Genomic DNA, 25,201 nt, shown 5'->3' on the forward strand with positions numbered 1-25,201 from the left:
AGGGGAGGTTGAAAACGTGAGTTCTGTAGCAAAAAAACAGGGGATGGGTGCTGTCATATGGGATTATTTAACGACAGTAGACCATAAAAAGATTGCCATTCTCTATTTAATTGCAGGTGGAGTGTTTTTTATAATAGGCGGAATAGAAGCGCTATTTATTCGCCTTCAGTTAGCGATTCCTAACAATGCTTTTCTTGTTGGGGATGCTTATAATCAAGTATTAACGATGCACGGTACAACAATGATTTTCCTCGCAGCTATGCCACTCGTGTTTGCATTTATGAACGCCGCAGTACCACTTCAAATTGGAGCACGTGATGTGGCGTTCCCGTTTTTGAATTCACTCGGATTTTGGTTGTTTTTCTTTGGTGGAGTATTTTTAAATTTAAGTTGGTTTTTAGGAGGAGCACCTGATGCAGGTTGGACATCGTATGCATCTTTAGCTTTAGCCTCAAAAGGGCATGGTGTTGACTTTTATGTACTCGGCTTGCAAATATCAGGTATCGGTACATTAATTGGAGGTATTAACTTCCTTGTTACAATTATTAATATGCGAGCGCCAGGAATGACCTATATGCGCATGCCGATGTTTACATGGACAACATTTGTAACATCGTCACTTATATTATTCGCATTTCCTCCATTAACTGTAGGATTAGGCCTTTTAATGCTAGATCGCTTATTTGGCACAAGTTTCTTTAATCCGGCATTGGGCGGGAATACAATTATATGGGAGCATTTATTCTGGATCTTCGGTCACCCAGAAGTATACATTCTTATACTCCCAGCTTTCGGAATATTCTCAGAAATCTTCGCCACATTTTCGAAAAAAAGATTATTTGGTTATTCATCAATGGTGTTCGCGACTGTATTAATCGGCTTTTTAGGGTTTATGGTATGGGCGCATCATATGTTTACTGTTGGTCTTGGTCCTGTTGCGAACGCTATCTTCTCAGTTGCAACTATGGCAATTGCAGTTCCAACAGGTATTAAAATATTTAACTGGCTCTTTACAATGTGGGGTGGAAGTATTAGGTTTACAACACCAATGATGTGGGCAGTAGCCTTTATTCCATCATTCGTTATGGGTGGAGTTACAGGCGTTATGCTTGCATCTGCACCAGCTGATTATCAATTTCATGATAATTATTTTGTAGTAGCACATTTTCATTATGTAATTGTCGGCGGTGTTGTATTTGGTTTACTTGCAGGTGCACATTATTATTGGCCACTTATGTTTAATAAGGTATTAAATGAAACGCTAGGAAAGATAACATTTTGGTTATTCTTTATCGGTTTCCATTTAACGTTCTTTATTCAGCATTTCCTTGGATTAATTGGTATGCCACGTCGTTATTACACATACCTAGAGGGACAAGGATTAGAAATGGGGAATATGATTAGTTCTATTGGAGCAGTATTTATGGCTCTTGGCACAATCGTTCTTTTATTCAATGTAATTAAAACAACAGTGTCAAAAGAGAAGGCTGGTCGTGACCCATGGGATGCACGTACATTAGAGTGGACAATGCCAGCACCTACACCGGAATATAATTTCAAACAATTACCATTTGTTCGCGGGTTAGATCCGTTTTGGATTGAAAAACGTGAGGGTAATAAAGAGATGACAGCTGCGGAACCGGTTGGTGATATTCATATGCCAAACCCTTCGTTTTCACCGTTTATCATTTCTTTAGGTTTATTTATAGCCGCGTTTGGTGCGATGTATATGCAGGGTGGAAAAGATAAGTTTTGGTTGTTAGTAGCAATTATTGGTTTAATCATTACATTTGGTACAATGTTCCTTCGCTCAGTAGTCGATGATCATGGATATCATATTCATAAAGAAGATTTAGAGGATAAGGGGGGCAAGGCATAATGCATGTAGATGAAAAATTAACGAATGAAACATTTCCAGCAGAGCCTGAAAAAGCAACCCTTGAGGGAAAAAATAAGTTTGTCGGTTTTTGGTTATTTCTTGGAGGCGAAACAGTGTTGTTCGCTTCCTTATTCGGCACATATTTAGCGTTAAAGAACTCTACAAATGGCGGACCGACATCTCAAGAGATGTTTCAAATGCCACTCGTTTTCATCATGACGATGCTTTTGTTAACAAGTAGTTTAACGAGTGTATATGCAATGTATCATATGAAAAATTTCAACTTTAAGAAAATGCAACTTTGGTTACTCGTAACAGTGTTGCTTGGCTTAGGATTTTTGGGGTTTGAAATATATGAGTTTTATCATTATACGCATGAATTTAAGCATACTATGAGAAGTAGTGCATTTGGTTCTGCATTCTATGCTCTTGTTGGTACACACGGGCTCCACGTGTTGTTTGGATTATGTTGGATTTTAACATTAATCTTTAGAAACGCGAAGAGAGGCTTAAATTTATACAATGCACCAAAGTTTTATGTTGCATCAATTTATTGGCACTTTATTGACGTAGTTTGGGTGTTTATTTTCACTGTAGTATATTTAATGGGAATGGTGGGATAAACAATGGCCGTAAAGCAAACGAATAACCCTAAAGTTGATCTTGTTTATCGGAAGAGAAAAAGTGCGGAGGAGATGAGGCATCAAGTTATTACGTTTGCATTAATGATTTTTTTAACATTAGTTGCATTTGTAGCAGTTGCATATCCGAAAACTTTTAGTCCGACTTTCTCTGTACCGTTTATTTTACTATTAGCAGTGGTACAAGTAATTTTTCAATTGTATTATTTTATGCATATGAGTCATAAAGGACATGAAGCGGCAAGTTTCTTTCTTTATTCTGGTCTGTTAATAGGGTTAATTACAATTTTAGCTTTTATGACGATCGTGTGGATTTGAAAAGTGAAAAATAAGGGAGCTTGTGTTGTCACAGCTCCCTCTTCACATTATGTGAAAGGATAACCTTAAGAAGGTGGGTGTGACAATGAGTAACTTGTGGATATTTGGTTTTCAAGCTCTATGGAGTCCGATCTTTTTATTATTTATGCTTTCGATTCTTATTGGGTACTTTTTAATTATTGGACCATATAGAACGCGATTTGAAAATGCGACGAAGGTAAGTAAGAAGCAAATTTTTTATTTTACGACTGGGATTGTCCTCTTGTATTTTGTAAAGGGAGGACCTATTGATTTAATTGGTCATATTATATTTAGCGCGCATATGTTCGAAATGGCGATAATGTATATTGCAGTTCCCCCGTTATTACTGCTTGGTATACCTGTATGGTTATATCAATATATTACTTCTTTTAAGTTCGTTCAAATTGTGCTAAAGGTTTTTGCAAAGCCGCTTATTGCGTTGTTCGTATTTAACGGTCTGTTTTCCTTTTATCATTTGCCAGTTGTTTTTGATACAGTAAAACAAAGTCAAATAGCGCATCCTATTTGCCTTGCTATATTGTTTTTTGCAGCAATAATGATGTGGTGGCCTATGCTGAATCCGTTGCCGGAATATCAAACGTTAAGTGATATAAAGAAGCTTGGTTACATGTTTGCTAATGGTATATTATTAACACCAGCTTGTGCATTAATAATTTTTGCGACTGCACCATTATTTGCAACATATACGGATCCAGCCGCTTGGATGAAGGCGATGGAACTTTGTGTACCAGCGGGTACTTTATCAGATTTAAATATAACCGGACCAGAATTTTTACATTGGATGCCGGTAGTACAAGACCAGCAAACAGGCGGTATCATTATGAAAATTGTCCAGGAAATAGTGTACGGTACGATTATCGGCTATGTGTTCTTTAAATGGGCACGTAGAGAGCGTGAAAAGGATAAAGAGCAGTTGCAAGAATTACCCCCTTATTTGCAGACAAAATAAAAACGAGAGCATCTTATTGATGCCTCGTTTTTTGTTATTCAATAATCTGAAGTTCTTTCAATTCTTTTTCAATATTTTGTAGGAGTTGTTCGCTTTTTTGAAGTACATTCGTTGGGAAAATCTCATCATCACCATATTCAACGCCATGAGGATAATAATGTTTTCCTAATAAGGGGGGTAATAGTTTTACTTGAGCGTGTCTACCGCCGATGTCACCGTCAACAGCAAAACCTTGTACACGTAAATAATAAATATCCTTTAATATTTCAAATTTATAATCATATGTAATGCGTTCATAATCCCATTGTCCAGCGAGTACAAAATGGTTGTTTTCCATGATTTCAGTTAAAAGAGTTAAATCTACGACTGCATCATTAAACTTCGCATTTGTAAATTGCATAAAATACCTCCTTCTTATTATTTATACTATTATTTTTATAATAGTATGAATAATAAGAAAGTGCAATTCATATTGAGAGAAAAGGGATAATCCAGACTTTTTTCGTGAAAATATGATATAGTGAAAAGAGTACGGTACACACAAAAAGGAAAGAAAAGGATTTGTGTATATCTCAATTTTATGTTTTATTCAGGAGGTATATCGTTTGAAAAAAGTATTACGTATCGTAATCATTACATTTTTAATTTTAGCTGTGGATTTATACGGGAAATTACTCGTTTCGCAATATATATTAACCCCATCTCACTCTAAGCAAGAAAATAAAATTGTGAAAAAGAAAAAGCAAATAAATGAAGAAATCTCAGACACTGTTTTAAATATGATTGGTGGGGACTCTGAGAATTTATTAGCAAAGTGGGGCGAACCGTCTCGAATAGAGCCGTCTGCTTATGGATATGAATGGTGGGTGTATAATCAAGATTTAACTCAGTATGTTCAATTTGGAGTTGCTGAACGTAAAGTTGTAACGGCGTATGTTGCTGGTGAACAAGTTAAGGTGACACCTTATTATATAAATGAAAAGTATGAAGAAGTATATAAAAAGAATCCGATTTCACATGAGATTTCATTAAAAAGAGGGAAAAATAGTTATCAATTTGAGTTATCTGATACAGAAGTAATGGAACAACCACTAATACCTGTAGAAGATGGATGGGCACAATTATACTTTGATCATTTTACACATGAGCTTGTTGGTGTTCGTTACATGGATGATGAAACGTTATTACGCCAAAGACCGTATCAGCTTGTTTATTCAGGAGAATTAATAGCGGAACAACCATTGACTCCAGAAAAAATGAAGCAAGTAGAAAATGGAAATATGCAGCAAATCCTAGATTTAACAAATATTATTCGAAGTCGTCATGAATTACCGTTGTTAACGTGGGATCAACAAACGGCAGACGTTGCATTTGGCCATAGTAAAGATATGAAGGATAATAATTATTTTTCCCATGACTCGCCTACTTTTGGTACGTTAGGAGATCGCCTGCAACGTGGTCAAGTAGCTTTTCAACTTGCTGGTGAGAATATAGCGGCGAAACATAGTGATGGAATTGCAGCGGTACAAGGCTGGTTAAATAGTGAAGGTCATAGAAAAAATTTATTAAATGAGCAATTTACTGGATTAGGTGTTGGGGTGTACGATAAGTTTTATACTCAAAACTTTATTCGAAAATAAAAAGGTGCATGAATCGTCTAAAAATAGGCGAACCATGTGCCTTTTTTTTCTTACTATATAGTAGATATACATGAAGAGGTGAGGATTATGCCAACAACAAAAGGACCGTTACATCCATCGGTTCAACAGTTTAAAGAGTTTGTAAACCATCACCCTAAAATGGTTCATGAGGTTAGAAGTGGTCACAAAACTTGGCAACAGTTTTATGAAGAATGGTACTTACTTGGTGAAGAAGATCCGATATGGGCAACTTTTAGACCTGATGGAGCGCCTGCTTTTTCTTCGGTAAAAGAAAATAAACAAGAAAAAGAAAAAGATAATCGAACTGAAGAGGAAAAAACTGCTGATGTGATGGGACAAATGCTTTCTTTCTTTAAAAAGTTAGATGTGGAACAAATGCAACACCATTTAGCTAATGTGACGAGTGCCATTGGTAGTGTGCAACAAGTTATTCAACAATTTCAAGGGAAGCCCGCGCGGCAAGCAGAAAGTACTTCCGAAAATAATCCATTTTTCTTTCAGAAGGATTAGGGGGAAAGAGGATGAGAGCAGAAATTATGGAGTTTATAAAGGCTGATGAGGATTTATCTCGCTATATTAGGGAGCAACCGTACTGGTATAGAAAACTAACGCGAAACCCTGAAGAAAAAGAAGCCTTTGAGTTAGCTGCTATGCAACATTTCAAAAAAACGATACCAGATAAAGTTGAGAAGTTCCAAAATCAATTGGCAGTTGCTTCCATTATGATCGATATGTTTCAGTATATGAAGCAGCAAAATACAACATAATTGGAAGGGAAAACTATGTCCGTCATGCAGAACTTTTGATACAATAGAAGCGGATTATTTAAAAAGGAGTTGCAGCATGACGGAAATTTGTTTAGTACGACATGGACAAACTGATTGGAATTTTCAAGAGATTATTCAAGGACGCGAAGATATTCCGCTTAACGAAGTTGGGAAAAAGCAAGCGAGTCAAAGTGCAGCTGCCTTGCAAGCGGAATCGTGGGATATTATTATCAGTAGCCCTTTAATTAGAGCTCAAGAAACAGCTAGGGAAATTGCTGAGGCTATTGGATTGCAATCTATTTTATTAGATGAGCGATTTATGGAACGTAATTTTGGAGAAGCTTCTGGGAAACCAGTTGCGACAGTTAGAGAGTTAATTGCAGAAGGTAATGTAAAAGGTATGGAGCGGGACGAAGAGATTGTAGAACGCTGTTTTACCGCTTTACAAGAGGTTGCAGCAACCCATGGAGATAAGCGTATTATCATTGTTGCGCATTCACATGCAATAAAAGCGATTTTACATGCGATTACACCAGAGGAAATTACATTTAAAACGCCGTTAAAAAACGCATGTATTAGCTATGTGAAAGAAAATAGTGGGAAATGGGATGTTCTTAAATACAATATTGCGGAGCATATTAGCGTATAGGAGTATAAGAGGATTATATGAAAAGAAGTTAGAAGCATATCTTTCTTTTAGGTGAGAGACTTCAATTAGTAGTTCTGTCCCAAATGTGTTATGATGAATACTCGGAGGTGTCTCTCATGATTGTAGCGACGCTGGAAAGCGTACTGATTTTAGATAAGGCAGAGCAGCTTGCAAAATCAATCATTTGTTCAGATATAGCAGAAGATTATCGTAAGTGTTATAAGGATATACAAGAAGATATAGATGTCCAGACGCTAATTCAACAGTTTACAGCGATGAAAGAGCGATATGAAGAAGTGCAACGCTTTGGTAAATATCATCCTGACTACACTTTCGTTTCAACGAAAATGAGGGAATTAAAGCGTTCTGTAGATTTGCATGATAAAATTGCAGCCTTTAAAAAAGCAGAAACTGCTTTACAAAAGTTATTAGATGAAGTTAGTGTAGCAATCGGTTCGGAGGTATCCTCTTCCATTAAAGTTCCAACAGGAAATCCGTTTTTTGATGCGGGTGGCTGTGGCGGTGGTTGTGGTACCGGAGGCGGTTGTGGTTGTAAAAAAACGGGGTAATTTACCCCGTTTTTTAGAATATGGAAGAAAACGTATACAGAGTTTGTCCTTTAATGTCATAAATTTCTGATTGGTTTTCATAAAAGATAAGAATATAAGTTTTTAAAAGGAGAAGATGGAGAAGATTATGTTCGGGCAACGACAAAGTATGATTGTTTATTTACATTCATTGAAACATGCCAAGATTTTAAGGAAATATGGTAACATTCATTACATATCAAAACGATTGAAATATGCGGTTGTATATTGTGATATGGAACAAATTGAGCATATGATGCAAAAATTGAATAAACTTCCTTTTGTAAAAAAAGTAGAACAGTCGTATCGCCCATTTTTAAAAACGGAATTCGAAAATTCACGTCCTGATCGGGCGAAGGAATACGATTATAGCTAATAAAAAAAAATCCCCTGCTAAATTTAGCGGGGGATTTTTTTACTTGAAATAACGTGTTACTTCATTGGAGGAATGAAATTGTTCATTCGTAAAATACCAATTAGATGATTAAAAAAGAGTTCTTTTTCAGGGAAGGTTGTCGACGGTTTTACAGTAAAGGTAGTAACTTTTTTCCCTATTTGTTCTGCCGTTTCTTCAAATAAAATAACACGTTTGCTTTTTTTATTTTCAAGTACAGGAATGCCTTCACGACATATGTATAATGGCTGGAAATCACCAGTAGTTGTAGGTTTTAGTATTACAACAAGTGAACACACTTTTTTTTCGTTTTTTACAGTTTCAAATTGTAACATATGTGTTATACGTTCTTTGTTTGCTTTGGCAATTTCGAGTAATTCATATAAATCAGAGTAGCCTTCTCCGAGTTCTATAAAGCGTTGAATCATATTTTTTCCTCCTCTTTCTTTTACTGTACCATCTCACTTTTTAAATGAAAAGTAGACAAAGAAAAAAAACCCTGCAATGCAGGGCCCTTCTTATACTAGTATGAACTAGTAAGAAGGCAAAGGGAGAGGAGAAACCGGAGGAAGAACTTATGGGGAAACGTAAGTCTTCTCCGCGGTTGGCAACAACATCGAAGGTGATGTTGTTATATTTATTTATGTCCAATCTAAATGAAGATATACATAATGAAATTAAAATTTATGTTAGGCTTTTTATTTTTCTTTTTTTTATTTTATGATAGGATAAAAAAGGTAAAGTGGAACTGATGTACATAGAGGGTTGTTGCTTGCAAATAGTGAAATGGATATGAAAGAAATAGCGAGCGGTTATTTTAACTGAGGTTTTCAATTAGTTAAATAATAGATTAATGAAAAAATGTATGAAATAGTATGAATTGGTGGCGGTTACCTAATTGAAATGAATTTGCTGTAATCGCTCTATAGATTGAAATAAAGGTAGTGACAACAGATGAGAGTAGTTTCAGGAAAATGTAAAGGGCACCCACTTAAAGCGGTACCTGGTAATACAACGCGTCCAACGACAGATAAAGTGAAAGAATCTATTTTTAATATGATAGGTCCTTATTATGATGGTGGTATCGCTCTTGATTTATTTGGTGGTAGCGGTGGTCTTGGAATTGAGGCCATAAGTAGAGGGATTGATAAAGCGATTTTTGTTGACCGAGATAGTAAAGCGATAAAAGTCATTCATCAAAATTTAGAAAGCTGTAGACTACAAGGACAAGCTGAAGTGTACCGAAATGATGCAGAGCGTGCGGTAAAGGCGCTTATAAAGCGTGAAATATCATTCGATCTTATACTAATAGACCCTCCATATAAAGCTCAAAAAATTGTGTCTTTAGTTAGTGTGATGGATCAACATGGATTGTTAAATAAAGATGGAATCATTATGGCAGAGCACGGGGATGACGTGGTTTTACCTGACTCTATAGGAGAACTTGTAAAAGTACGAGCGGAAAACTATGGGATTACAGCAATTTCGATTTATAAGTATGAAGGTGAGGGGACGGAATGACAAGTATAGCTATTTCTTCAGGGAGTTTTGATCCAATTACCCTTGGACATTTGGATATTATTAAAAGGGGAGCAAAAGTATTTGATGAAGTATATGTAGTTGTTTTAAATAATTCATCAAAAAAACCATTCTTTTCGGTAGAAGAACGCTTAGAGTTAATTCGAGAGGCGACAAAGGATATTCCGAATGTAAAGATTGATTCACATAGTGGATTATTGGTGGAATATGCAAAAATGCGTAATGCAAATGCAATATTGCGTGGTTTGCGAGCGGTTTCTGATTTTGAATATGAGATGCAAATTACTTCAATGAATCGAAAATTAGACGAAAATATAGAGACCTTTTTTATTATGACAAACAATCAATATTCATTTTTAAGTTCAAGTATTGTGAAAGAAGTTGCGAGATATGGAGGAAGTGTAGTAGACCTTGTTCCTCCGATTGTAGAGCGAGCTTTAAAAGAAAAGTTTCAAACCCCGTTAAAGTGAACGGGGTTTTTCTTTATAAATACGTAAAAACAATAAGATAACATATAAATATAAACAAAATAAGGTGAAGATTGGTCCGTAGTGTATAAATGCTGTCCAAATATCATTTAGTGTAAAAGAATGATTCAATAAAAATACGGGAATATCTTCTTGTGTAGGCGAGACAGAATGAACTTTTTCATAAAATGGTTCCCAAAATATAAAAGTGAAAATAGGAGCGATAATGCTTTGGATAATTCGAGCTAAAAAATATGGTTTAAAACGGATATCTGTCTCCGCTAATATGCTTGCTACTTGTGCCTGAATAGAAAGACCACTAAATGCTAAAATGAAGCTTGTTACCATTGCTTGTTGAAGAAGTGTTGTTTCATTTATTTGGCTGATCATTTGGCTTCCAAGCGTCATTTCAAAAATACCGGATAATATCGGAATATTAAATTGGGAGGTAAGTTGGAAGAATGATAAAATATGTTGCATAATAAAAGAAAGCGCTTCTGTAATTTCGAAAACAGTAATCATTTTATTTAAAACAGAGAATAAAATAATAAACCCACCAATCATGAGCAGTGTTTGAATAGAAGAAACGATAGCGTCACCAAGTAGTTTTCCGATTGGCCTTTTTTCTTGCATACGTGTTTGGTGGAGAATGGAAAAAGGATTTTGAAAGGCACGTTTTTGATTCGTATGTTTTTCTTTTATGTAAGTATCGTTGCTACCATAAAAGCGCATCAGTAACCCGACGGTAAAGTTACTTATATAATGTGCTGCTGCTAATACGAGCCCTAATTTCGGATTATTGAAAAAACCAATAGAAACCGCTCCAAAAATAAAAAGCGGATTAGAAGAATTTGTGAAAGATACGAGTCGTTCCGCTTCAATTTGTGTTAGTTGATTGCTCTTGCGTAGTCTAGCGCTTAATTTGGCGCCAGCGGGGAATCCTGAAGCCATTCCCATTGCCCAAACAAACCCGCCTACCCCTGGAACACGAAACAATGGACGCATTAGTGGTTCTAATATAACGCCGATAAATTTTACAATACCAATACTGATTAGAAGTTCCGCAATGATGAAAAACGGTAGTAATGAAGGGAATACAACTTCCCACCATATATTTAACCCTCGAATTGAAGCTTGCAAAGCAGCTTGGGGGTGGAGTACAAGAGAAAAGGTTAAAAATAACATTGATATGGTAAGAAAAGCAGTTTTCCATTTTTCGTACATGTAAGAAAATCCCCCTTTGTCCCAAAAACGTTCATTTCAGTATACGTGGATATGTAGTGAATTTAGACCATAAGTATGAAAAAGGAATGAAAAAAATTAAAGGGTGAGAAAAATGAAGGAACCAAAAATCGGTTTAGCACTTGGATCCGGAGGTGCAAAAGGTTTTGCTCATATAGGGGTAATAAAAGTGTTAAGGGAAGCTGGCATCCCTATTCATATGGTAGCAGGTAGTAGTATAGGAGCATTAATTGGTACATTTTATGCAGCGAGTTGTGACGTTGAAAGACTGTATAGATTGGCCGCTGTTTTTAAAAGGAAATATTATTTGGATTTTACAGTTCCTAAAATGGGATTTATTGCTGGAAAACGTATTAAAGATATGATTAAAATGTTTACATATAATAAAAATTTAGAAGAGTTAGATATCCCGACGGCTGTTGTGGCTACTGACATTTTGAAGGGGGAAAAAGTTGTTTTTACAAGCGGTCCGATTGCGGAGGCGGTTCGAGCTAGTATATCTGTGCCGGGGGTGTTTGTTCCAGAGAAAATAGATGGCCGCTTATTAGTGGATGGAGGGGTAATTGACCGTATTCCCGTATCGGTTGTAAAAGATTTAGGGGCTGATATTGTTATTGCTGTTGATGTATCTCCAATTAAGGTGAATGGAGAGGTTACATCGATTTATGATGTGATTATGCAGAGTATTGAAATCATGCAACATGAACTTGTGATGAATCGGCAAATAGCATCAGATTTAATGATGCGGCCAGCAGTAGAACAATTTAGTTCGCGTGCTTTTACACATATTGAAGACATTATTCGGGTCGGAGAAGTGGAAGCAGAAAAACACATTTCAAACATTTATTTACTAATTGAGCAGTGGAAGGAGCAACATAATGTTTAAGCGTTTTCGGTTTATATATGCAATTTTAATAGGGGTTATATTGGCGATGCTACTTGTTTATGTGCGTTTGCCATACTATGTGACTAAACCGGGTATGGCCGCGAAATTAGCGCCGTACGTGCAAGTTGACGGTGGAACTAAAGAGTCTGGTGATTTTATGCTTGTCACAGTCTCAATGGGACCTGCAAATGTTGTGAACTTAATAGGCGCGCAATTTAATAAATATACACACGTTTCGAAGGCGGAAGAAATATTGCAAAAAGGTGAGAGTGATGAAGAATATCAATTTCGCCAAAATTATGCAATGAAAGATTCACAAAACGCCGCAATTTATAATGCATATAAACGTGCAAATCGTTCCGTATCTTTTGAAAATAAAGGGGTACTAGTTGCTGGTGTGACAAAGGGAATGCCGTCAGAAGGGAAGCTTAAGCTTGGAGATGTCATCATAGCTGTCGACGGAAAAACATTCGAAAAGACGGAACAATTTATTGAGTATATGACAGGGAAAAAAGAGGGAGATACAGTAAATATTGAATACAAGCGAGGTGGAAAACAGTTTAAAGAAAATTTAAATGTAAAGACAATTCCTAATGGAAATGGCCGCGTTGGAATAGGTGTATCTATCGTTACAGAAAGAGAGTTAGTGGTAGATCCGAAAGTGAAAATTGATTCCCATGAAATAGGGGGGCCATCAGCGGGTTTAATGTTTACCTTAGAAATTTATAATCAACTCGTGGAAGAAGATTTAACAAACGGACATGAAATAGCTGGAACAGGTACAATCAATGATAAAGGAGAAATTGGTCCCATTGGTGGTATTCAGCAAAAAGTAGTAGCTGCTAGTGATGCGGGAGCTGAAGTGTTCTTTGCGCCAAATGAAAAGGGTGTAGAGAAATCGAATTATAAAGATGCTCTTGAAGCTGCGAAAGATATTAAAACAAAGATGAAAATTGTACCGGTGGACACACTGGATGATGCATTAACATATTTGGGAAAAATGGGTAAAACAAAGTAAACCTCTCTGAAGAAGAGAGGTTTTTCTTATAGGAATTTTTTCGTTGTTTCATCATAACGAATTGGATGATGTGTTGCTTCTTGTTTTAGCATTTGTGTCCGCAAAGGTTCTTGCATTATGGAGAAATATACAGCATTTGATTTTCGCTCTATGTCTAAAGTAGGGTGTTCGAATGATTTTGTATGAGTAAGGATTGGCAGTTCTATTCTTTTCTTATTTTTAGAAAGATAAGTTTGTCCTTTTTGTGACATTCCGAGTAGACGAATATACGGCGCGTGCTGTTCTATATTTGCTTTATACATTTCTTCCTTCGTTGTATTTGTTAAAATGTGTGTACAAGCTCTTTGTAATCTAGTCCATGTATAACGTTTTGTTTTTAATGCTTCCATGAATGAATAGAAAGATGAACTGTCTTGTATTTTTGATAAAATACGATGCTCTAAACCCTCTTCAATTTCATATATATGTTGTAAGTCCCCCGGAGACATCGTCATAAGTTTGTATTTGAAAAATGAAAAGTATTTTTCCCAGTTATGTAACATCCCATAGTTTTGCTTGTAGTTTTCTAAAAGAGAAGCAGTTGTTTTCGGAATAAAAGGCTCAATAGTTATAGATGAACCGTGTTCATTAAATAGCTGTTTGCGGATACTTGTTGCACTTGCAATATGTTGATCGTGAAATGTTTCATCATGATAATGAGAGGCGAATCTTTTTATAGTTTGTGCTTGCATGGAGCTATTTTGTAAAAGGATAGCTTTAATGTACTGTAAACCTAAAATGTTATTTGGTTGTGACATATCTACAGTTTTTTCAGGTGGTAAGATGTGTTGAAAGGCTTCAGATGTAGCTTTTGCATAACTATTACCCGCATTCATAAATTGCTTCACAAGACGATTGAAAGTCTCTTCTTCATTTTTTTGTACAGAGATGGTATTGTAGAAATTTTCAGTTTTTCCATCTTCACTACCGAAACAAATCTCAGAAACATGAAGGGCGTTTAAAATCGAAATTGCACCATTTGCAAAAGTTTCGGCCTTTTGTGTTGCAAATGCATAAGGAAGCTCTACAACGAGGTCTACGCCGTTTGTTAAGGCCATTTTAGTACGATACCATTTGGAGATGAGTGCTGGCTCACCACGCTGCAAAAAAGGACCACTCATAACGGCGATAATAATATCAGACTGTGTTAACTTTTTTGTTTGTTGCACATGATAAGCATGACCGTTATGAAAAGGGTTATATTCAACAACAATACCACTGGCTTTTATGGTAATCTCTCCTTTCGATGTAGCATCTTTTTGGAAAACGTGATAATCTATATATTATTTCCTATGATGACTTCATTATAGTGTAAAGAAAAAACATTGACAAATATAAAATGGCTAGCTATAATTTTGTTTGTTGCCTTGAGGTGATATGATATGAAATGGTCCATCCATCAATTGAATAAATTGAGAAATAAAGGATTGACATTAAATGAAATGGTAGATGTAAGTGAGCTAAAAGAGGTCGAGAAAGATATTCGTGAAATTAATCCCGTTCATGTAACAGGAAGAGTTGATTTTGGCTCCGGTAAGTTTACGTTTCATCTACATATAACTGGAAGCATGGTTTTACCATGTTCTCGCTCTTTAGTAGATGTGACATTACCATTTGACATTAAAACAACTGAGGTGTTCCAAACTTCAGAAGAAGAATTTGAAACAGAAGCTGAAATTCATTGTTTAGAAGGAGAAGTACTTGACTTACTGCCCGTAATCAAGGAAAATATACTTTTGGAGATTCCAATGCAAATTTTCAGTGATGATGTTTCTGGTGGAGCACCGATGCAAGGTCAAGACTGGCAAGTGATTTCGGAGGAAAACAAAGAAAAGACTGTTGATCCAAGATTAGCAGGACTTGCAAAGTTTTTTGACAAATAATCGGAAGACTGGTTTAGGCCTTCATATGAAAATAACTATTTCTTTTAAGGAGGTGGGAAGAATGGCTGTACCTTTTAGAAGAACTTCTAAAACAGTAAAAAGAAAGCGTCGTACGCATTTCAAATTATCAGTACCTGGTATGGTAGAGTGCCCAAGCTGTGGTGAAGCGAAATTAGCTCACCGTGTATGTAAAGCATGCGGTACTTACAAAGGTAAAGAAGTAATCAGCAAGTAATTGCGGGAAAATAAACGCAGAAGATATCTTCTGCGTTTATTTTTTTTGTCTTATTCTTTATTTGTTGTATTCTATCTTTTCTAGTAACTGCATATGCTTAATAAAAAATGCATAGGGAGGACTAGAGAGATGGCGACAACAAGACAAGATGCTTGGACTGATGATGAAGATTTGCTTCTGGCAGAAGTAGTACTCCGGCATATTCGTGAAGGTGGAACCCAACTGTCCGCTTTTAAAGAAGTGGGGAGACATTTGTCTCGTACACCTGCAGCTTGTGGATTTAGATGGAATTCTTGCGTTAGAAAGCAGTATAAAGAACGTATTGAAGAAGCAAAGCAACTTCGTAAGGTAGAAAATTATGAAGTGAAAGAGACAAAGGTATTAGAGCAGAAATCTATTACGTTGAATGATGTTATTGATTTCTTGCGAAATTATAAAGATGAAAACTCTTTAATGGTGTTGCAACAACAAATTGAATCGTTACAAACAGAGCGAGAGCGTCTTCTGGAGCGATTATCAGTATATGAGGAAGAATATAGAACATTACTTGATTATATCGATCAAAAAAGAAGTGTAATGGTAGCGGAAAGAAATGGTGCTCGCTCGAATGGGAAATTAGAGAAGTTAAAGAAATAAAAAACAGCTGTTACGCAGCTGTTTTTTTTATTTCTTATGCAGATTCTTCATTTGTAACCGCATTCACATTTGTTTCTGGAAGCCAAATATAAAAATCACCATCAGTTACTGATACTGGTTGGAAACTTAATTTATCCCAAAAACCAGCTGAATGGATACGTGCTATCGTTTTAATTGGGAATTTCAGTTGCTTCGCATAGTTAACAAGTATTTGTCCGAATCCTTGTTTTTGAAAAGTCGGTAACACTTCAAGTTTATAAAGTTCTAGGTAAGGTCCTGTAATTTCAAATGGTTCCCCGCCGTTTCTTTTCATGTATAGACTCATACGCGCGATTAGCGATCCTCCGTAATAAATACCGTAAAACGGAGATTCGCTATCATTTTCAATAATGTTTGCTTCTAATTCTTCCAACATGGATAGTTCTTGAGCTCCGCAACCTTTAAACTTTTTAAATTCATCTAATGTTTTATAATTGATGAGCAAGCGCTCAACTTTTGGGAATCCCATTACATCACATCCTTTTCATATCTTGTTGAATGCAGAAAAGTTAAAATATTTATAATAATATTATAACTCATTTTTTAGTTTTTATGAAGAAGATAGAATATTTCTTTCATTATTTTTTTGAGGATTTGCTAAACTAAGAGTAGAACTATGTATATAAGTAGTATATACATAGTGAAAGAAGAGGTTGCATTTGTTAAAAGATAATTGAATCCTTAACTATGCGATTATAATTTAATAAGCTGTAAAGGGGGAAGGGCAAGGGAGCGTATATTACTTGTTAATATACGTTCCTTGTGTGAAGATGAAAATTGGAATTGTTGGACCAGGAGCTATTGGTCTACTATATACATTTTATTTACAAAAAAATAATCAGGATGTTACGTTGTTTACAAGGACGGCTAAGCAGGCTGAGGAATTGAATGTAACAGGTGTAACTTGTATTAGAGATGGGGAAAGTGAAACGGTATTCCCAACTTTTTTACCAATAGAAAGTATGCGAGATGAGAAGTTGGATTATACATTTATTGCTGTAAAGCAGTATCATATAACTGACATATTACCTTTTGTGCAGGCTGAATCGTCATTAATCTTTTTGCAAAATGGAATGTCTCACCTTCACATTATGAAAAAATTAGGGAATGAACGTATAGCGGTTGGGATCGTGGAGCATGGTGCGAAAAAAGAAGGGAAACATACAGTACATCACACTGGAATAGGTGTTACAAAGTTTGGTGTAGTGCGTGGTCAATCTAATGGTTTTGAAAAGGTATTGAATCATTTTCCTTTACATTATTTTCCGATTCAAATAGAAGATGATTGGAATGGGATTATGCGTAATAAATTAGTGGTGAATGTATGTATTAATCCACTGACCGCATTATTACGGGTTGAGAACGGAGAGTTAATTTCAAATCCGTTTTTTTATCAAATGATGGAGCAAGTATTTCAGGAAGTTGCATTTCTTATTAAAGAAGAGGACGAAAGAATGGTATGGCAAATGGTATGCCAAGTATGTAAAAAAACATCTCGTAATACATCATCTATGTTAGCGGATGTAAGAGAGAATAGACAAACGGAAATTAATGCGATTGTCGGATATGTATTAGAAGAAGCGAAGGGACGACAACAATCCGTTCCGACACTTCAATTTTTGTATAATGCAATAAAAGGGATGGAATTATAAGTGTTTTTCTTTGCTTTTACGTGAAACATTGACTACAATGTGGGTTGGTGAGAGAACAGGATACGAAAGGAAGAATTATATGGAGATAAAAGAAATCTCTGTTCCACTACAAGGTGTTGTAGCGGACTATGTGAACGGTAAAAAAGAGATAGAGTCATGTTTTGACTATTTGTTAACAGAAGATGCTTTTAAACAGCGTTTACATGATTTACGTGAGAGAGAGTTTTTCCGTCAAGATTTAGTAACGCATTTATTAGAATATAATACACAATTGCAAGCGGGAGAATCTACAATTCAAAATATAAAAGCGCTTGAAGATGAAAATACATATGTAGTTATAGCTGGACAACAAGCTGGATTGTTAACTGGACCACTTTATACAGTGCATAAAATCATTTCGATTTTACAGCTTGCAAAAGAAAAAGAAGAGAGCTTAGGGGTTCGAGTTGTTCCGGTCTTTTGGATTGCTGGTGAAGATCATGATATGGATGAAATTAATCATACATTTGTAACGAAAAATAAAAAAATAAAAAAGACCATTTTTCATGATCGTCATCCGAAAAAAGCGAGTGCTTCTGAGTCAGAGCTTTCTATTGAAGACTGTAGAAAATGGATCGAAGAGATTTTTAAAACATATCCGGAAACGAATTTTACAAAGGATGTATTACAATTTGTTGAGGATGCTTTAGATAAATCGCATACATATGTAGATTTCTTTGCGCACCTTATTACAAAAATGTTCGTGAATTCTGGTTTAATTCTTGTAGATTCTCATCATCCTGCCTTAAGAAAATTAGAAGTACCGTTTTTACAACAAATAATAAGTAAATATAAAGAAATTCAAGTAGGCCTTCATAATCAACAGGAAGTAATTAAGGAATTAGGATTTAAACCGATTATTGAAACGAAGGCAAATGCAGTGCATATATTTATGGAAATTGATAATGAGCGAGTATTGCTTGAAGAGAATCAAGGCAAATTTATTGGAAAAGATGGAGTGCATTCATTTTCGTATGAAGAATTGATGGAAGAGATGGAAAGAAGTCCAGACCGTTTTAGTAATAATGTTGTAACGCGTCCTCTTATGCAAGAGTATGTGTTTCCTACGTTAGCGTTTATTGGTGGTCCGGGAGAGTTAGCTTATTGGAGTGAATTGCAACAAGTGTTTCATACTGTCGGTTTCCAAATGCCACCTGTCGTTCCACGGCTTACGATTACTTATATGGAGCGAGATATAGCGACAGATTTACACGATTTAGATTTGCAAGAAATTGATCCATTTCTAAAAAAAGTAGATAATTTGCGTGACAACTGGCTTTCTAATCAAATAGAGGAACCGATAGACGAACGATTTCTAGAAGCGAAAAAAGAAATAATGGATATTCATACATCATTACAACTATTCGTGAAAAAAATAGATCCAGGATTAAATGAGTTTGCAGGGAAAAATGAACTGAAAATTAATGAGCAAATTGAACTGTTAGAAAAAATGTTGAAAAGAAACGTTGAGAAGAAGCATGAGGTTCAACTAAATAAATTCCGACGTGTGCAATTTGCGCTTCGTCCATTAGGAGCACCGCAAGAACGTGTGTGGAATGTCTGTTATTATTTAAATCGCTTCGGTCTTGATTTTGTGGACCGGGTAATGGAACAATCATTTTCATGGGATGGAAAACATCATGTAATAAAACTATAAAATCTTGCTCTTTTGAGCAGGATTTTATTTTTATTTCGTTGAATTAACTGTGAAGTGAAAAATTTCTGAATTATCCATCTTATATTGATGTAATGAATCGCTATGTACCAGGTTTATATATATGACAAAATAGCACAAAATGTAAACGGATTAATATCTTTTTCGACAGGTTTTTGTTTAAATTCCCGCAAAAAATGATAAAATTTAGTATATAATAAAATAAAATAGCGATTTGTATAGTAGGCTACCTTGCTGGAAGTTAAATGAGTCGTTCTTTAGTAGCATTTCATCCTCTAGTAGTAAATAATGTTTGTAGAGTGAGAAATGTATTTAACATAATTAATTGGAAAAAGAGTAGGTGCAGCAATGTTCAAACACGTAACAGTACTTTTGAAAGAAACAGTAGATGGCTTAGATATAAAGCCGAGTGGTACATATGTAGATTGTACACTGGGTGGAGGAGGACATAGTTCTTATTTATTATCTCAGCTAACAGATGGTGGAAAATTAATAGCATTTGATCAAGATGAAATAGCGATTCAAAATGCAAAGGAAAAATTTTCTTCTTATGGTGAACAATTTGTAACAGTGAAGAGCAACTTCCGTTATTTATCTGAAAAACTACATGAATTAGGTATCACAGAAGTAGACGGGATTTTATTCGATTTAGGTGTTTCATCCCCACAATTAGATACACCAGAGCGTGGCTTTAGTTATCATCATGATGCACCGTTAGATATGCGGATGGATCAAGATGCCCCATTAACAGCATATGATGTTGTAAACAGCTGGTCATATGAACAACTCGTAAGAATTTTCTTCCAATACGGCGAAGAAAAATTTTCAAAGCAAATAGTAAGGAAAATTGAAGCGTATCGCGAGAATAAGGCTATTGAAACGACGGGAGAATTAGTAGAATTAATTAAAGAAGGTATTCCAGCTCCGGCACGTAGAACAGGTGGACATCCTGCGAAGCGAGTATTCCAGGCGATTCGTATTGCTGTAAATGATGAATTAAAAGTATTTGAAGAGGCGTTGGAGTCTGCAATTGATATGGTCAAGCCTGGTGGAAGAGTTAGTGTTATAACGTTCCATTCTTTAGAAGATCGTATTTGTAAAACGACGTTTAAGCGAAATAGCACAACGCCACAATTACCGCCGGGACTACCGATTATTCCGGATGAATTTAAACCGAAATTAAAGCTTATTACAAGAAAACCGATTTTACCTTCTGACATTGAATTAGAAGAAAATAATCGAGCGCGTTCTGCGAAGTTGAGAATCGCTGAAAAACGATAAAAAGGAGAGAGAGGTATGACTAATTTAGCTGTAAAGTATAAACAACAGGCGCAAGAAGAGGTACAAATTCAAACGCCGCCACAGCAGATGGTTAAGCCAAAAGTTAAAGCGAAAATTACAAGAATTGAAAAGCTATTGTATGTAACGTTTATTGGATTTTTATTATATGCTTGTGTAGCTTTTATTGGGAATAAAGCGGGTCTTTATCAAGTGAATGTAGAAGCAGCGACGATAGAAGAACAAATTGTGAAAAACCAAAAGGAAAATCAAGAATTGCAGGCTGAAGTAGAGAAATTAAGTCGTTATGAGCGTATCGCTGAAGTTGCAAAAAAACACGGGCTAGAAATTAATGCGAATAACGTGAAAGGCCTAAAGTAAGGCAAATAGGTGTGAAGAAAAGATGAAGAGAAATATGACCAAATTTCATACCAATAAGGGAGCAGGTTATTTTATGATATTTTTCCTCCTGCTCTTTTTGCTGTTATTAGCCCGATTTTTTTACATACAAGTAACCGGAACAGTGGACAATCATGATTTAAAGAAACTTGCTGAGCAGAAACATAGTAAAAAGGGAGTTCTCGAAGCGAATCGAGGAACAATTTATGATCAAAATGGTCATGTCCTAGCGCAAGATGCAAATTCTTATAAACTTGTAGCCGAGTTAAAAGGGGCTAACGCTGTTAAGGATAAAGAGGATACTGCAAAGAAAATCGCAGGAGTACTCGGAAAAGATGAAGATAAAATTTTAGCTACTTTAAATAAAGAAGGCAGAAGCCAAGTGGAATTTGGAACATTGGGTAAGGACTTGACGAAAGAAAAGAAAGAACAAATAGAAGCATTGAAATTGCCGGGAATCTCTTTTATTACCGAAAATGCGAGAGTTTATCCAAACGGTGATTTCGCATCTTACGTCATAGGTCATGCGAAACCTGATGAAAATGGAATCTCAGTCGGTCAATTTGGTTTAGAAAAGAGTTTGGATAAATATTTAGGTGCTTCTAATGGTGAGGTAGCTTATACAGGTGACCGTAAAGGAGTATCTCTTGACGGTGGGAAAGTGAATGTAAAGGCACCTAAAAATGGAGATAATGTGTATTTAACGCTTGACCAACGTATTCAAAGTTATTTAGAAGACGCGATGAAAGAAGCGAGTAAACATTATGAACCAGAAAATTTAATAGGGATTGTTGCGGATCCGAAGACAGGGAAAATATTAGCGATGTCTAGTAAACCTAGTTATGACCCTAATGATCGTCAAATTAAATATTTCTTCAACGACGCCATTGCAAATGCGTTTGAACCGGGATCAACAATGAAGATTTTCACATTAGCGGCGGCCATTAATGAAGGTGTATACAATGGGCAAGACTTTTATCAGTCTGGTACATATCAAGTTGATAATCGCAAAATAAAAGATCATAACGGCGGCGCTGGATGGGGTTCTATTACTTTTGATGAAGGGGTAGAGCGATCTTCAAACGTAGCGTTCGCAATTTTAGGGGATCAAAAACTTGGTCCAGAGCGTTTTCGAAAGTATATTCACAGTTTTGGATTAGATGAAAAAACAAACATTGATTTACCTGGTGAAGGGTCAAATACAATTTTATTTGATCAACAAATACAACAAGTAACAACGGCATTTGGACAAGGTTCTACAGTTACACCGATTCAACTTGTACAAGCTGCAACAGCGATTGCAAATGATGGTAAAATGATGAAACCTTATACAGTTGATAAAATTGTAGATCCAATAACAGGTAAAGTACAGCTAGAGCATAAACCAGAAGAAGTAGGAAAACCTGTTACCAAAGAGACAGCCGCGCAAGTAAGACAATTACTAGAACGTGTTGTTACATCACCGAAAGGAACAGGGACTGCATATAAAATTGATGGCTATTCAGTCGGTGGTAAAACAGGTACAGCACAAATTCCTGACGGGAAAGGTGGCTATATGACAGGAAGAGAGAATTATATATTCTCATTCTTAGGTATGGCACCGATGGACGATCCACAACTTGTTGTGTATGTGGCCGTTAAACAGCCGAAATTAAAAGATGATGAAAACGGGGCTAAACCTTTAGCTGATATCTTTAAATATGTAACGAAAAATAGTTTAGAGTATTTAAAGATTAAGCCAAATGAAGTAAAGGATCCGAAGAAATATGTGAAAGAGCAACAAACTGTCGTTCCGGATGTAACAGGAAAAACGATGGATGAAGCGAAAAAAGCAATTGATAAAGCAAAACTTCGTCCAATTGTATTAGGTGAAGGTAAAGTACAGCAGCAAGTGCCAAAAGCAACTGAACAAACATTAAAAGGTGATCGAGTCTTCTTAGTAGGAGATAAGCCTACAATGCCAAATATACAGGGATGGGCACTGCGTGATGTTATGAATTTAGCAAAAACATTAAAGCTTAACTTAAAACCTTCTGGTACAGGATATGTAACGGAACAAAGTGTGGCGGAAGGAACATTGTTGCAACCTGGTACAGAACTAGGTGTAACACTCGTACCACCACTTGAGCCACAGCAAGAAGCAGAAAAGTCATAATGGTAATAGGGAAGAAGTTCTAATTAAATAAGTACAAGCATATATTGGAACAAGCTAGGCGTAAGGGAGGCTTGTTCCAATATGCGTGTATCAAATGTAACAGTTAGGAAACGACTTATTTTTATACTTATATCGGGTATACTCATTTTCACCATCATCGATATTCGTCTTGGATATGTGCAATTTTTTCTTGGGAATATGTTAACAGATCGTGCGAAGGATTCATGGAGTCGTAATATTACTTTTGAACCAGAGCGAGGGAAGATTTTAGATCGAAATGGTGTGGAGCTTGCTACGAATAAAAGTGCACCGACCGTCTTTGTTGTGCCGAGGCAAATTGAAAAACCAGCAGAGACTGCAGAGAAGTTAGCTGCAGTATTAGGTGTGGAAAAAGATGATATTTATACGCGGATTACAAAAAAAGAGTCGATTGTAAGGCTTGATAAAGGCGGAAGGAAAATATCGCATGACAAAGCGAAAGAAGTACGCGGATTAAGTTTAAAGGGTGTGTATATTGCTGAGGATTCTATCCGGTACTATCCATTCGGTAATTTTTTATCACACGTATTAGGATTTGCGGGCAGTGATAATCAAGGGCTTATGGGACTAGAGAAATATTATGATAAAGAGTTAAATGGTGATAAAGGTCATGTGCGATTTTTTGCAGATGCGAAAGGGCAGAGAATGCCTAATGTAGGTGATGATTTCAAAAAGCCAGAAGCTGGTTTGAATTTGGGACTAACGATTGATGCACGCATTACGAGAATTATGGAAAGAGAAATGAATATTGCGGAGTCAACGTATAATCCAGATGGCATGATCGCAATTGCAATGAATCCGAAAAATGGTGAAATTTTAGGTATGTCAAGTCGGCCGAGTTTTGATCCAGCAGATTTCCAAAGTGTTTCTCCCGAAGTATATAACAGAAACTTACCTGTATGGAGTACGTACGAGCCGGGGTCAACATTTAAGATTATTACATTAGCTGCAGCCTTGAATGAAAATTTGGTAGACTTAGAGAAAGATACGTTTTATGATGATGGAGCAGCTGAAGTTGGTGGAGCTAGATTGCGCTGCTGGAAAGCTGGAGGCCATGGTAGCCAAACGTTTTTAGAGGTAGTTCAAAACTCTTGTAACCCAGGATTCATTGAACTCGGTGATCGACTTGGTAAAGATCGGTTGTTTAAATACATTCGCAATTTCGGGTTTGGACAGAAGACCGGAATTGACTTGCAAGGTGAAGGTAGCGGGATTTTATTTAATTTAGATAAAGTTGGTCCAGTCGAGCAAGCGACGACTTCATTTGGGCAAGGTGTTTCTGTTACACCGATTCAACAAGTAGCAGCAGTAGCGGCCGCTGTAAATGGTGGAACTTTGTATCAGCCATATATAGCGAAGGAATTTATTGATCCGAAGAATAATCAAGTTGTCAGCAAAAAGACACCAGTTGCGAAAAGGGAAGTTATTTCCAAGGAAACTTCAGAGAAAGTTCGGTATGCATTAGAGAATGTTGTAGCGAAAGGTTCTGGTAAAGGAGCGTACATTGATGGATATCGTGTAGGTGGAAAAACTGGAACTGCCCAAAAGGTAAAAGACGGAAAATATTTAGATAATAACTACATTGTATCATTTATCGGTTTTGCTCCAGCCGATGATCCGCAAATTGTTGTTTATGTAGCTGTGGATAACCCAAAAGGAGTCACTCAATTTGGTGGAGTTGTAGCAGCACCTATTGTTGGGAATATTCTTCGTGACGCACTTCCTGTAATGGGAGTGGAACCGAGAAAAGAGCAAGTTGAGAAAGAATATAAATGGGGCGATACACCAACTGTGGAAGTTCCGAATTTAATTGGTATGAAAAAGAAAGATTTACAAACGCAACTTGTAGACTTGAAGCTTGATATAAGTGGTGATGGTGGGAAAGTAATTAAACAATCACCAGAAGCAGGAGCTAAAGTAAAAGAGGGTTCAAAAGTTAGAATTTACTTCGGGAATTAAAGGTAACTGATTGTTTTTTATGGTACAATTGGTGGAAGTGAGTTTTTTATAGGGAAATTGCTTTATTTGAGACGATAAGTGTCTCGTTAATAAATAAATCTATTGATTAGGCTATAGTAGCACTTACCTTCTAT

28 protein-coding genes are annotated in these 25,201 nt (G+C 36.2%); 23 read left to right on the forward strand and 5 right to left on the reverse strand.

What is annotated here, in order from left to right:
• Positions 1 to 43: 43 nt before the first annotated feature.
• From ctaD to ctaG, 4 genes are all read left to right on the forward strand, one after another.
• Positions 44 to 1,879, forward strand: coding sequence for a cytochrome c oxidase subunit I (gene ctaD, locus JDS80_RS02930; RefSeq protein ID WP_175472357.1), 1,836 nt, complete (start codon positions 44 to 46; stop codon positions 1,877 to 1,879).
• Positions 1,879 to 2,502 carry a cytochrome c oxidase subunit III gene (gene ctaE / locus JDS80_RS02935; RefSeq protein WP_000557861.1) on the forward strand — a complete coding sequence of 208 codons (624 nt, stop codon included), beginning with the start codon at positions 1,879 to 1,881 and terminating at the stop codon, positions 2,500 to 2,502. Before ctaD ends, ctaE begins: the two co-directional genes overlap by 1 nt.
• A 3-nt stretch (positions 2,503 to 2,505) precedes the next feature.
• A complete protein-coding gene (gene ctaF, locus JDS80_RS02940) occupies positions 2,506 to 2,838 on the forward strand; it encodes a cytochrome c oxidase subunit IVB (protein ID WP_071746860.1) in 333 nt (110 codons plus the stop codon).
• 85 nt (positions 2,839 to 2,923) lie between these two features.
• Positions 2,924 to 3,829, forward strand: coding sequence for a cytochrome c oxidase assembly factor CtaG (gene ctaG / locus JDS80_RS02945; RefSeq protein ID WP_071746859.1), 906 nt, complete (start codon positions 2,924 to 2,926; stop codon positions 3,827 to 3,829).
• Between the two features lie 34 nt (positions 3,830 to 3,863).
• Here ctaG and JDS80_RS02950 read toward each other — a convergent pair whose 3' ends face one another.
• On the reverse strand, positions 3,864 to 4,229 hold the full coding sequence (locus JDS80_RS02950) for a YugN family protein (RefSeq protein ID WP_071746858.1): 366 nt from the start codon (positions 4,227 to 4,229) through the stop codon (positions 3,864 to 3,866).
• 205 nt (positions 4,230 to 4,434) lie between these two features.
• Between JDS80_RS02950 and JDS80_RS02955 the strand changes: the two genes are divergently transcribed.
• From JDS80_RS02955 to JDS80_RS02980, 6 genes are all read left to right on the forward strand, one after another.
• Entirely contained in the window at positions 4,435 to 5,469 is a 1,035-nt protein-coding gene (locus JDS80_RS02955) for a CAP domain-containing protein (RefSeq protein WP_199637037.1), read from the forward strand.
• An 87-nt stretch (positions 5,470 to 5,556) separates the two neighbouring features.
• Positions 5,557 to 6,000 (forward strand): YlbD family protein, encoded by a 444-nt coding sequence (locus JDS80_RS02960; protein WP_098765114.1) that lies wholly within the window; start codon positions 5,557 to 5,559, stop codon positions 5,998 to 6,000.
• Positions 6,001 to 6,011: 11 nt separating this feature from the next.
• Positions 6,012 to 6,257, forward strand: coding sequence for a YlbE-like family protein (locus tag JDS80_RS02965; protein WP_001200991.1), 246 nt, complete (start codon positions 6,012 to 6,014; stop codon positions 6,255 to 6,257).
• Between the two features lie 76 nt (positions 6,258 to 6,333).
• Positions 6,334 to 6,906 carry a histidine phosphatase family protein gene (locus tag JDS80_RS02970; protein WP_071746855.1) on the forward strand — a complete coding sequence of 191 codons (573 nt, stop codon included), beginning with the start codon at positions 6,334 to 6,336 and terminating at the stop codon, positions 6,904 to 6,906.
• 116 nt (positions 6,907 to 7,022) lie between these two features.
• Complete coding sequence (locus JDS80_RS02975) at positions 7,023 to 7,475, forward strand: YlbF/YmcA family competence regulator (RefSeq protein WP_000634367.1); 453 nt, start codon at positions 7,023 to 7,025, stop codon at positions 7,473 to 7,475.
• A gap of 127 nt (positions 7,476 to 7,602) precedes the next feature.
• Positions 7,603 to 7,869: a YlbG family protein gene (locus JDS80_RS02980; RefSeq protein WP_002088292.1), complete on the forward strand. Its 267-nt coding sequence runs from the start codon at positions 7,603 to 7,605 to the stop codon at positions 7,867 to 7,869.
• A gap of 56 nt (positions 7,870 to 7,925) precedes the next feature.
• Here the strand turns inward: JDS80_RS02980 and JDS80_RS02985 are convergent, their stop codons facing one another.
• Entirely contained in the window at positions 7,926 to 8,315 is a 390-nt protein-coding gene (locus JDS80_RS02985; RefSeq protein WP_000616004.1) for a DUF7147 family protein, read from the reverse strand.
• A 526-nt stretch (positions 8,316 to 8,841) separates the two neighbouring features.
• Here JDS80_RS02985 and rsmD point away from each other — a divergent pair.
• Together rsmD and coaD are read left to right on the forward strand one after the other, a co-directional pair.
• Positions 8,842 to 9,408, forward strand: a complete 567-nt coding sequence (gene rsmD / locus JDS80_RS02990) for a 16S rRNA (guanine(966)-N(2))-methyltransferase RsmD (protein WP_199637039.1) — start codon at positions 8,842 to 8,844, stop codon at positions 9,406 to 9,408.
• Positions 9,405 to 9,896 carry a pantetheine-phosphate adenylyltransferase gene (gene coaD / locus JDS80_RS02995; protein ID WP_070144650.1) on the forward strand — a complete coding sequence of 164 codons (492 nt, stop codon included), beginning with the start codon at positions 9,405 to 9,407 and terminating at the stop codon, positions 9,894 to 9,896. The genes rsmD and coaD overlap by 4 nt, the downstream gene beginning before the upstream one ends.
• Here the strand turns inward: coaD and ylbJ are convergent.
• Entirely contained in the window at positions 9,888 to 11,117 is a 1,230-nt protein-coding gene (gene ylbJ / locus JDS80_RS03000) for a sporulation integral membrane protein YlbJ (protein ID WP_071746854.1), read from the reverse strand. The genes coaD and ylbJ overlap by 9 nt on opposite strands.
• A 112-nt stretch (positions 11,118 to 11,229) precedes the next feature.
• On the opposite strand from ylbJ, the gene JDS80_RS03005 reads away from it, so the two are divergent.
• Complete coding sequence (locus JDS80_RS03005) at positions 11,230 to 12,021, forward strand: patatin-like phospholipase family protein (RefSeq protein ID WP_199637041.1); 792 nt, start codon at positions 11,230 to 11,232, stop codon at positions 12,019 to 12,021.
• Entirely contained in the window at positions 12,014 to 13,039 is a 1,026-nt protein-coding gene (locus JDS80_RS03010; RefSeq protein ID WP_199637043.1) for a SepM family pheromone-processing serine protease, read from the forward strand. The genes JDS80_RS03005 and JDS80_RS03010 overlap by 8 nt, the downstream gene beginning before the upstream one ends.
• Before the next feature lie 26 nt (positions 13,040 to 13,065).
• Here JDS80_RS03010 and JDS80_RS03015 read toward each other — a convergent pair whose 3' ends face one another.
• Positions 13,066 to 14,307, reverse strand: coding sequence for a nucleotidyltransferase (locus JDS80_RS03015; RefSeq protein ID WP_199637148.1), 1,242 nt, complete (start codon positions 14,305 to 14,307; stop codon positions 13,066 to 13,068).
• A 153-nt stretch (positions 14,308 to 14,460) separates the two neighbouring features.
• On the opposite strand from JDS80_RS03015, the gene JDS80_RS03020 reads away from it, so the two are divergent.
• The 3 genes from JDS80_RS03020 to JDS80_RS03030 all read left to right on the forward strand — a co-directional run bounded on the left by JDS80_RS03020 (position 14,461) and on the right by JDS80_RS03030 (position 15,832).
• Positions 14,461 to 14,961, forward strand: coding sequence for a YceD family protein (locus tag JDS80_RS03020; protein ID WP_000872151.1), 501 nt, complete (start codon positions 14,461 to 14,463; stop codon positions 14,959 to 14,961).
• A 61-nt stretch (positions 14,962 to 15,022) separates the two neighbouring features.
• Positions 15,023 to 15,196, forward strand: a complete 174-nt coding sequence (gene rpmF / locus JDS80_RS03025) for a 50S ribosomal protein L32 (RefSeq protein ID WP_001984764.1) — start codon at positions 15,023 to 15,025, stop codon at positions 15,194 to 15,196.
• Between the two features lie 129 nt (positions 15,197 to 15,325).
• Positions 15,326 to 15,832, forward strand: a complete 507-nt coding sequence (locus JDS80_RS03030) for an RsfA family transcriptional regulator (RefSeq protein WP_199637045.1) — start codon at positions 15,326 to 15,328, stop codon at positions 15,830 to 15,832.
• 34 nt (positions 15,833 to 15,866) lie between these two features.
• Here JDS80_RS03030 and JDS80_RS03035 read toward each other — a convergent pair whose 3' ends face one another.
• On the reverse strand, positions 15,867 to 16,340 hold the full coding sequence (locus tag JDS80_RS03035) for an N-acetyltransferase (RefSeq protein WP_071746849.1): 474 nt from the start codon (positions 16,338 to 16,340) through the stop codon (positions 15,867 to 15,869).
• A gap of 295 nt (positions 16,341 to 16,635) precedes the next feature.
• Here JDS80_RS03035 and panE point away from each other — a divergent pair, with 295 nt between their 5' ends.
• From panE to JDS80_RS03065, 6 genes are all read left to right on the forward strand, one after another.
• Complete coding sequence (gene panE / locus JDS80_RS03040; protein ID WP_199637150.1) at positions 16,636 to 17,523, forward strand: 2-dehydropantoate 2-reductase; 888 nt, start codon at positions 16,636 to 16,638, stop codon at positions 17,521 to 17,523.
• 79 nt (positions 17,524 to 17,602) lie between these two features.
• Entirely contained in the window at positions 17,603 to 19,219 is a 1,617-nt protein-coding gene (bshC, locus tag JDS80_RS03045) for a bacillithiol biosynthesis cysteine-adding enzyme BshC (RefSeq protein ID WP_199637047.1), read from the forward strand.
• 366 nt (positions 19,220 to 19,585) lie between these two features.
• Positions 19,586 to 20,518, forward strand: a complete 933-nt coding sequence (gene rsmH, locus JDS80_RS03050; RefSeq protein ID WP_000472513.1) for a 16S rRNA (cytosine(1402)-N(4))-methyltransferase RsmH — start codon at positions 19,586 to 19,588, stop codon at positions 20,516 to 20,518.
• A gap of 15 nt (positions 20,519 to 20,533) precedes the next feature.
• On the forward strand, positions 20,534 to 20,896 hold the full coding sequence (ftsL, locus tag JDS80_RS03055; protein ID WP_000182807.1) for a cell division protein FtsL: 363 nt from the start codon (positions 20,534 to 20,536) through the stop codon (positions 20,894 to 20,896).
• Positions 20,897 to 20,918: 22 nt separating this feature from the next.
• Positions 20,919 to 23,069 (forward strand): penicillin-binding protein, encoded by a 2,151-nt coding sequence (locus JDS80_RS03060; RefSeq protein WP_472926349.1) that lies wholly within the window; start codon positions 20,919 to 20,921, stop codon positions 23,067 to 23,069.
• Between the two features lie 81 nt (positions 23,070 to 23,150).
• On the forward strand, positions 23,151 to 25,067 hold the full coding sequence (locus JDS80_RS03065) for a stage V sporulation protein D (protein WP_002121911.1): 1,917 nt from the start codon (positions 23,151 to 23,153) through the stop codon (positions 25,065 to 25,067).
• Positions 25,068 to 25,201: the final 134 nt, after the last annotated feature.

Origin of the sequence: Bacillus cereus group sp. N8, from assembly GCF_016483685.1 — a bacterium.
Taxonomy (GTDB): domain Bacteria; phylum Bacillota; class Bacilli; order Bacillales; family Bacillaceae_G; genus Bacillus_A; species Bacillus_A proteolyticus.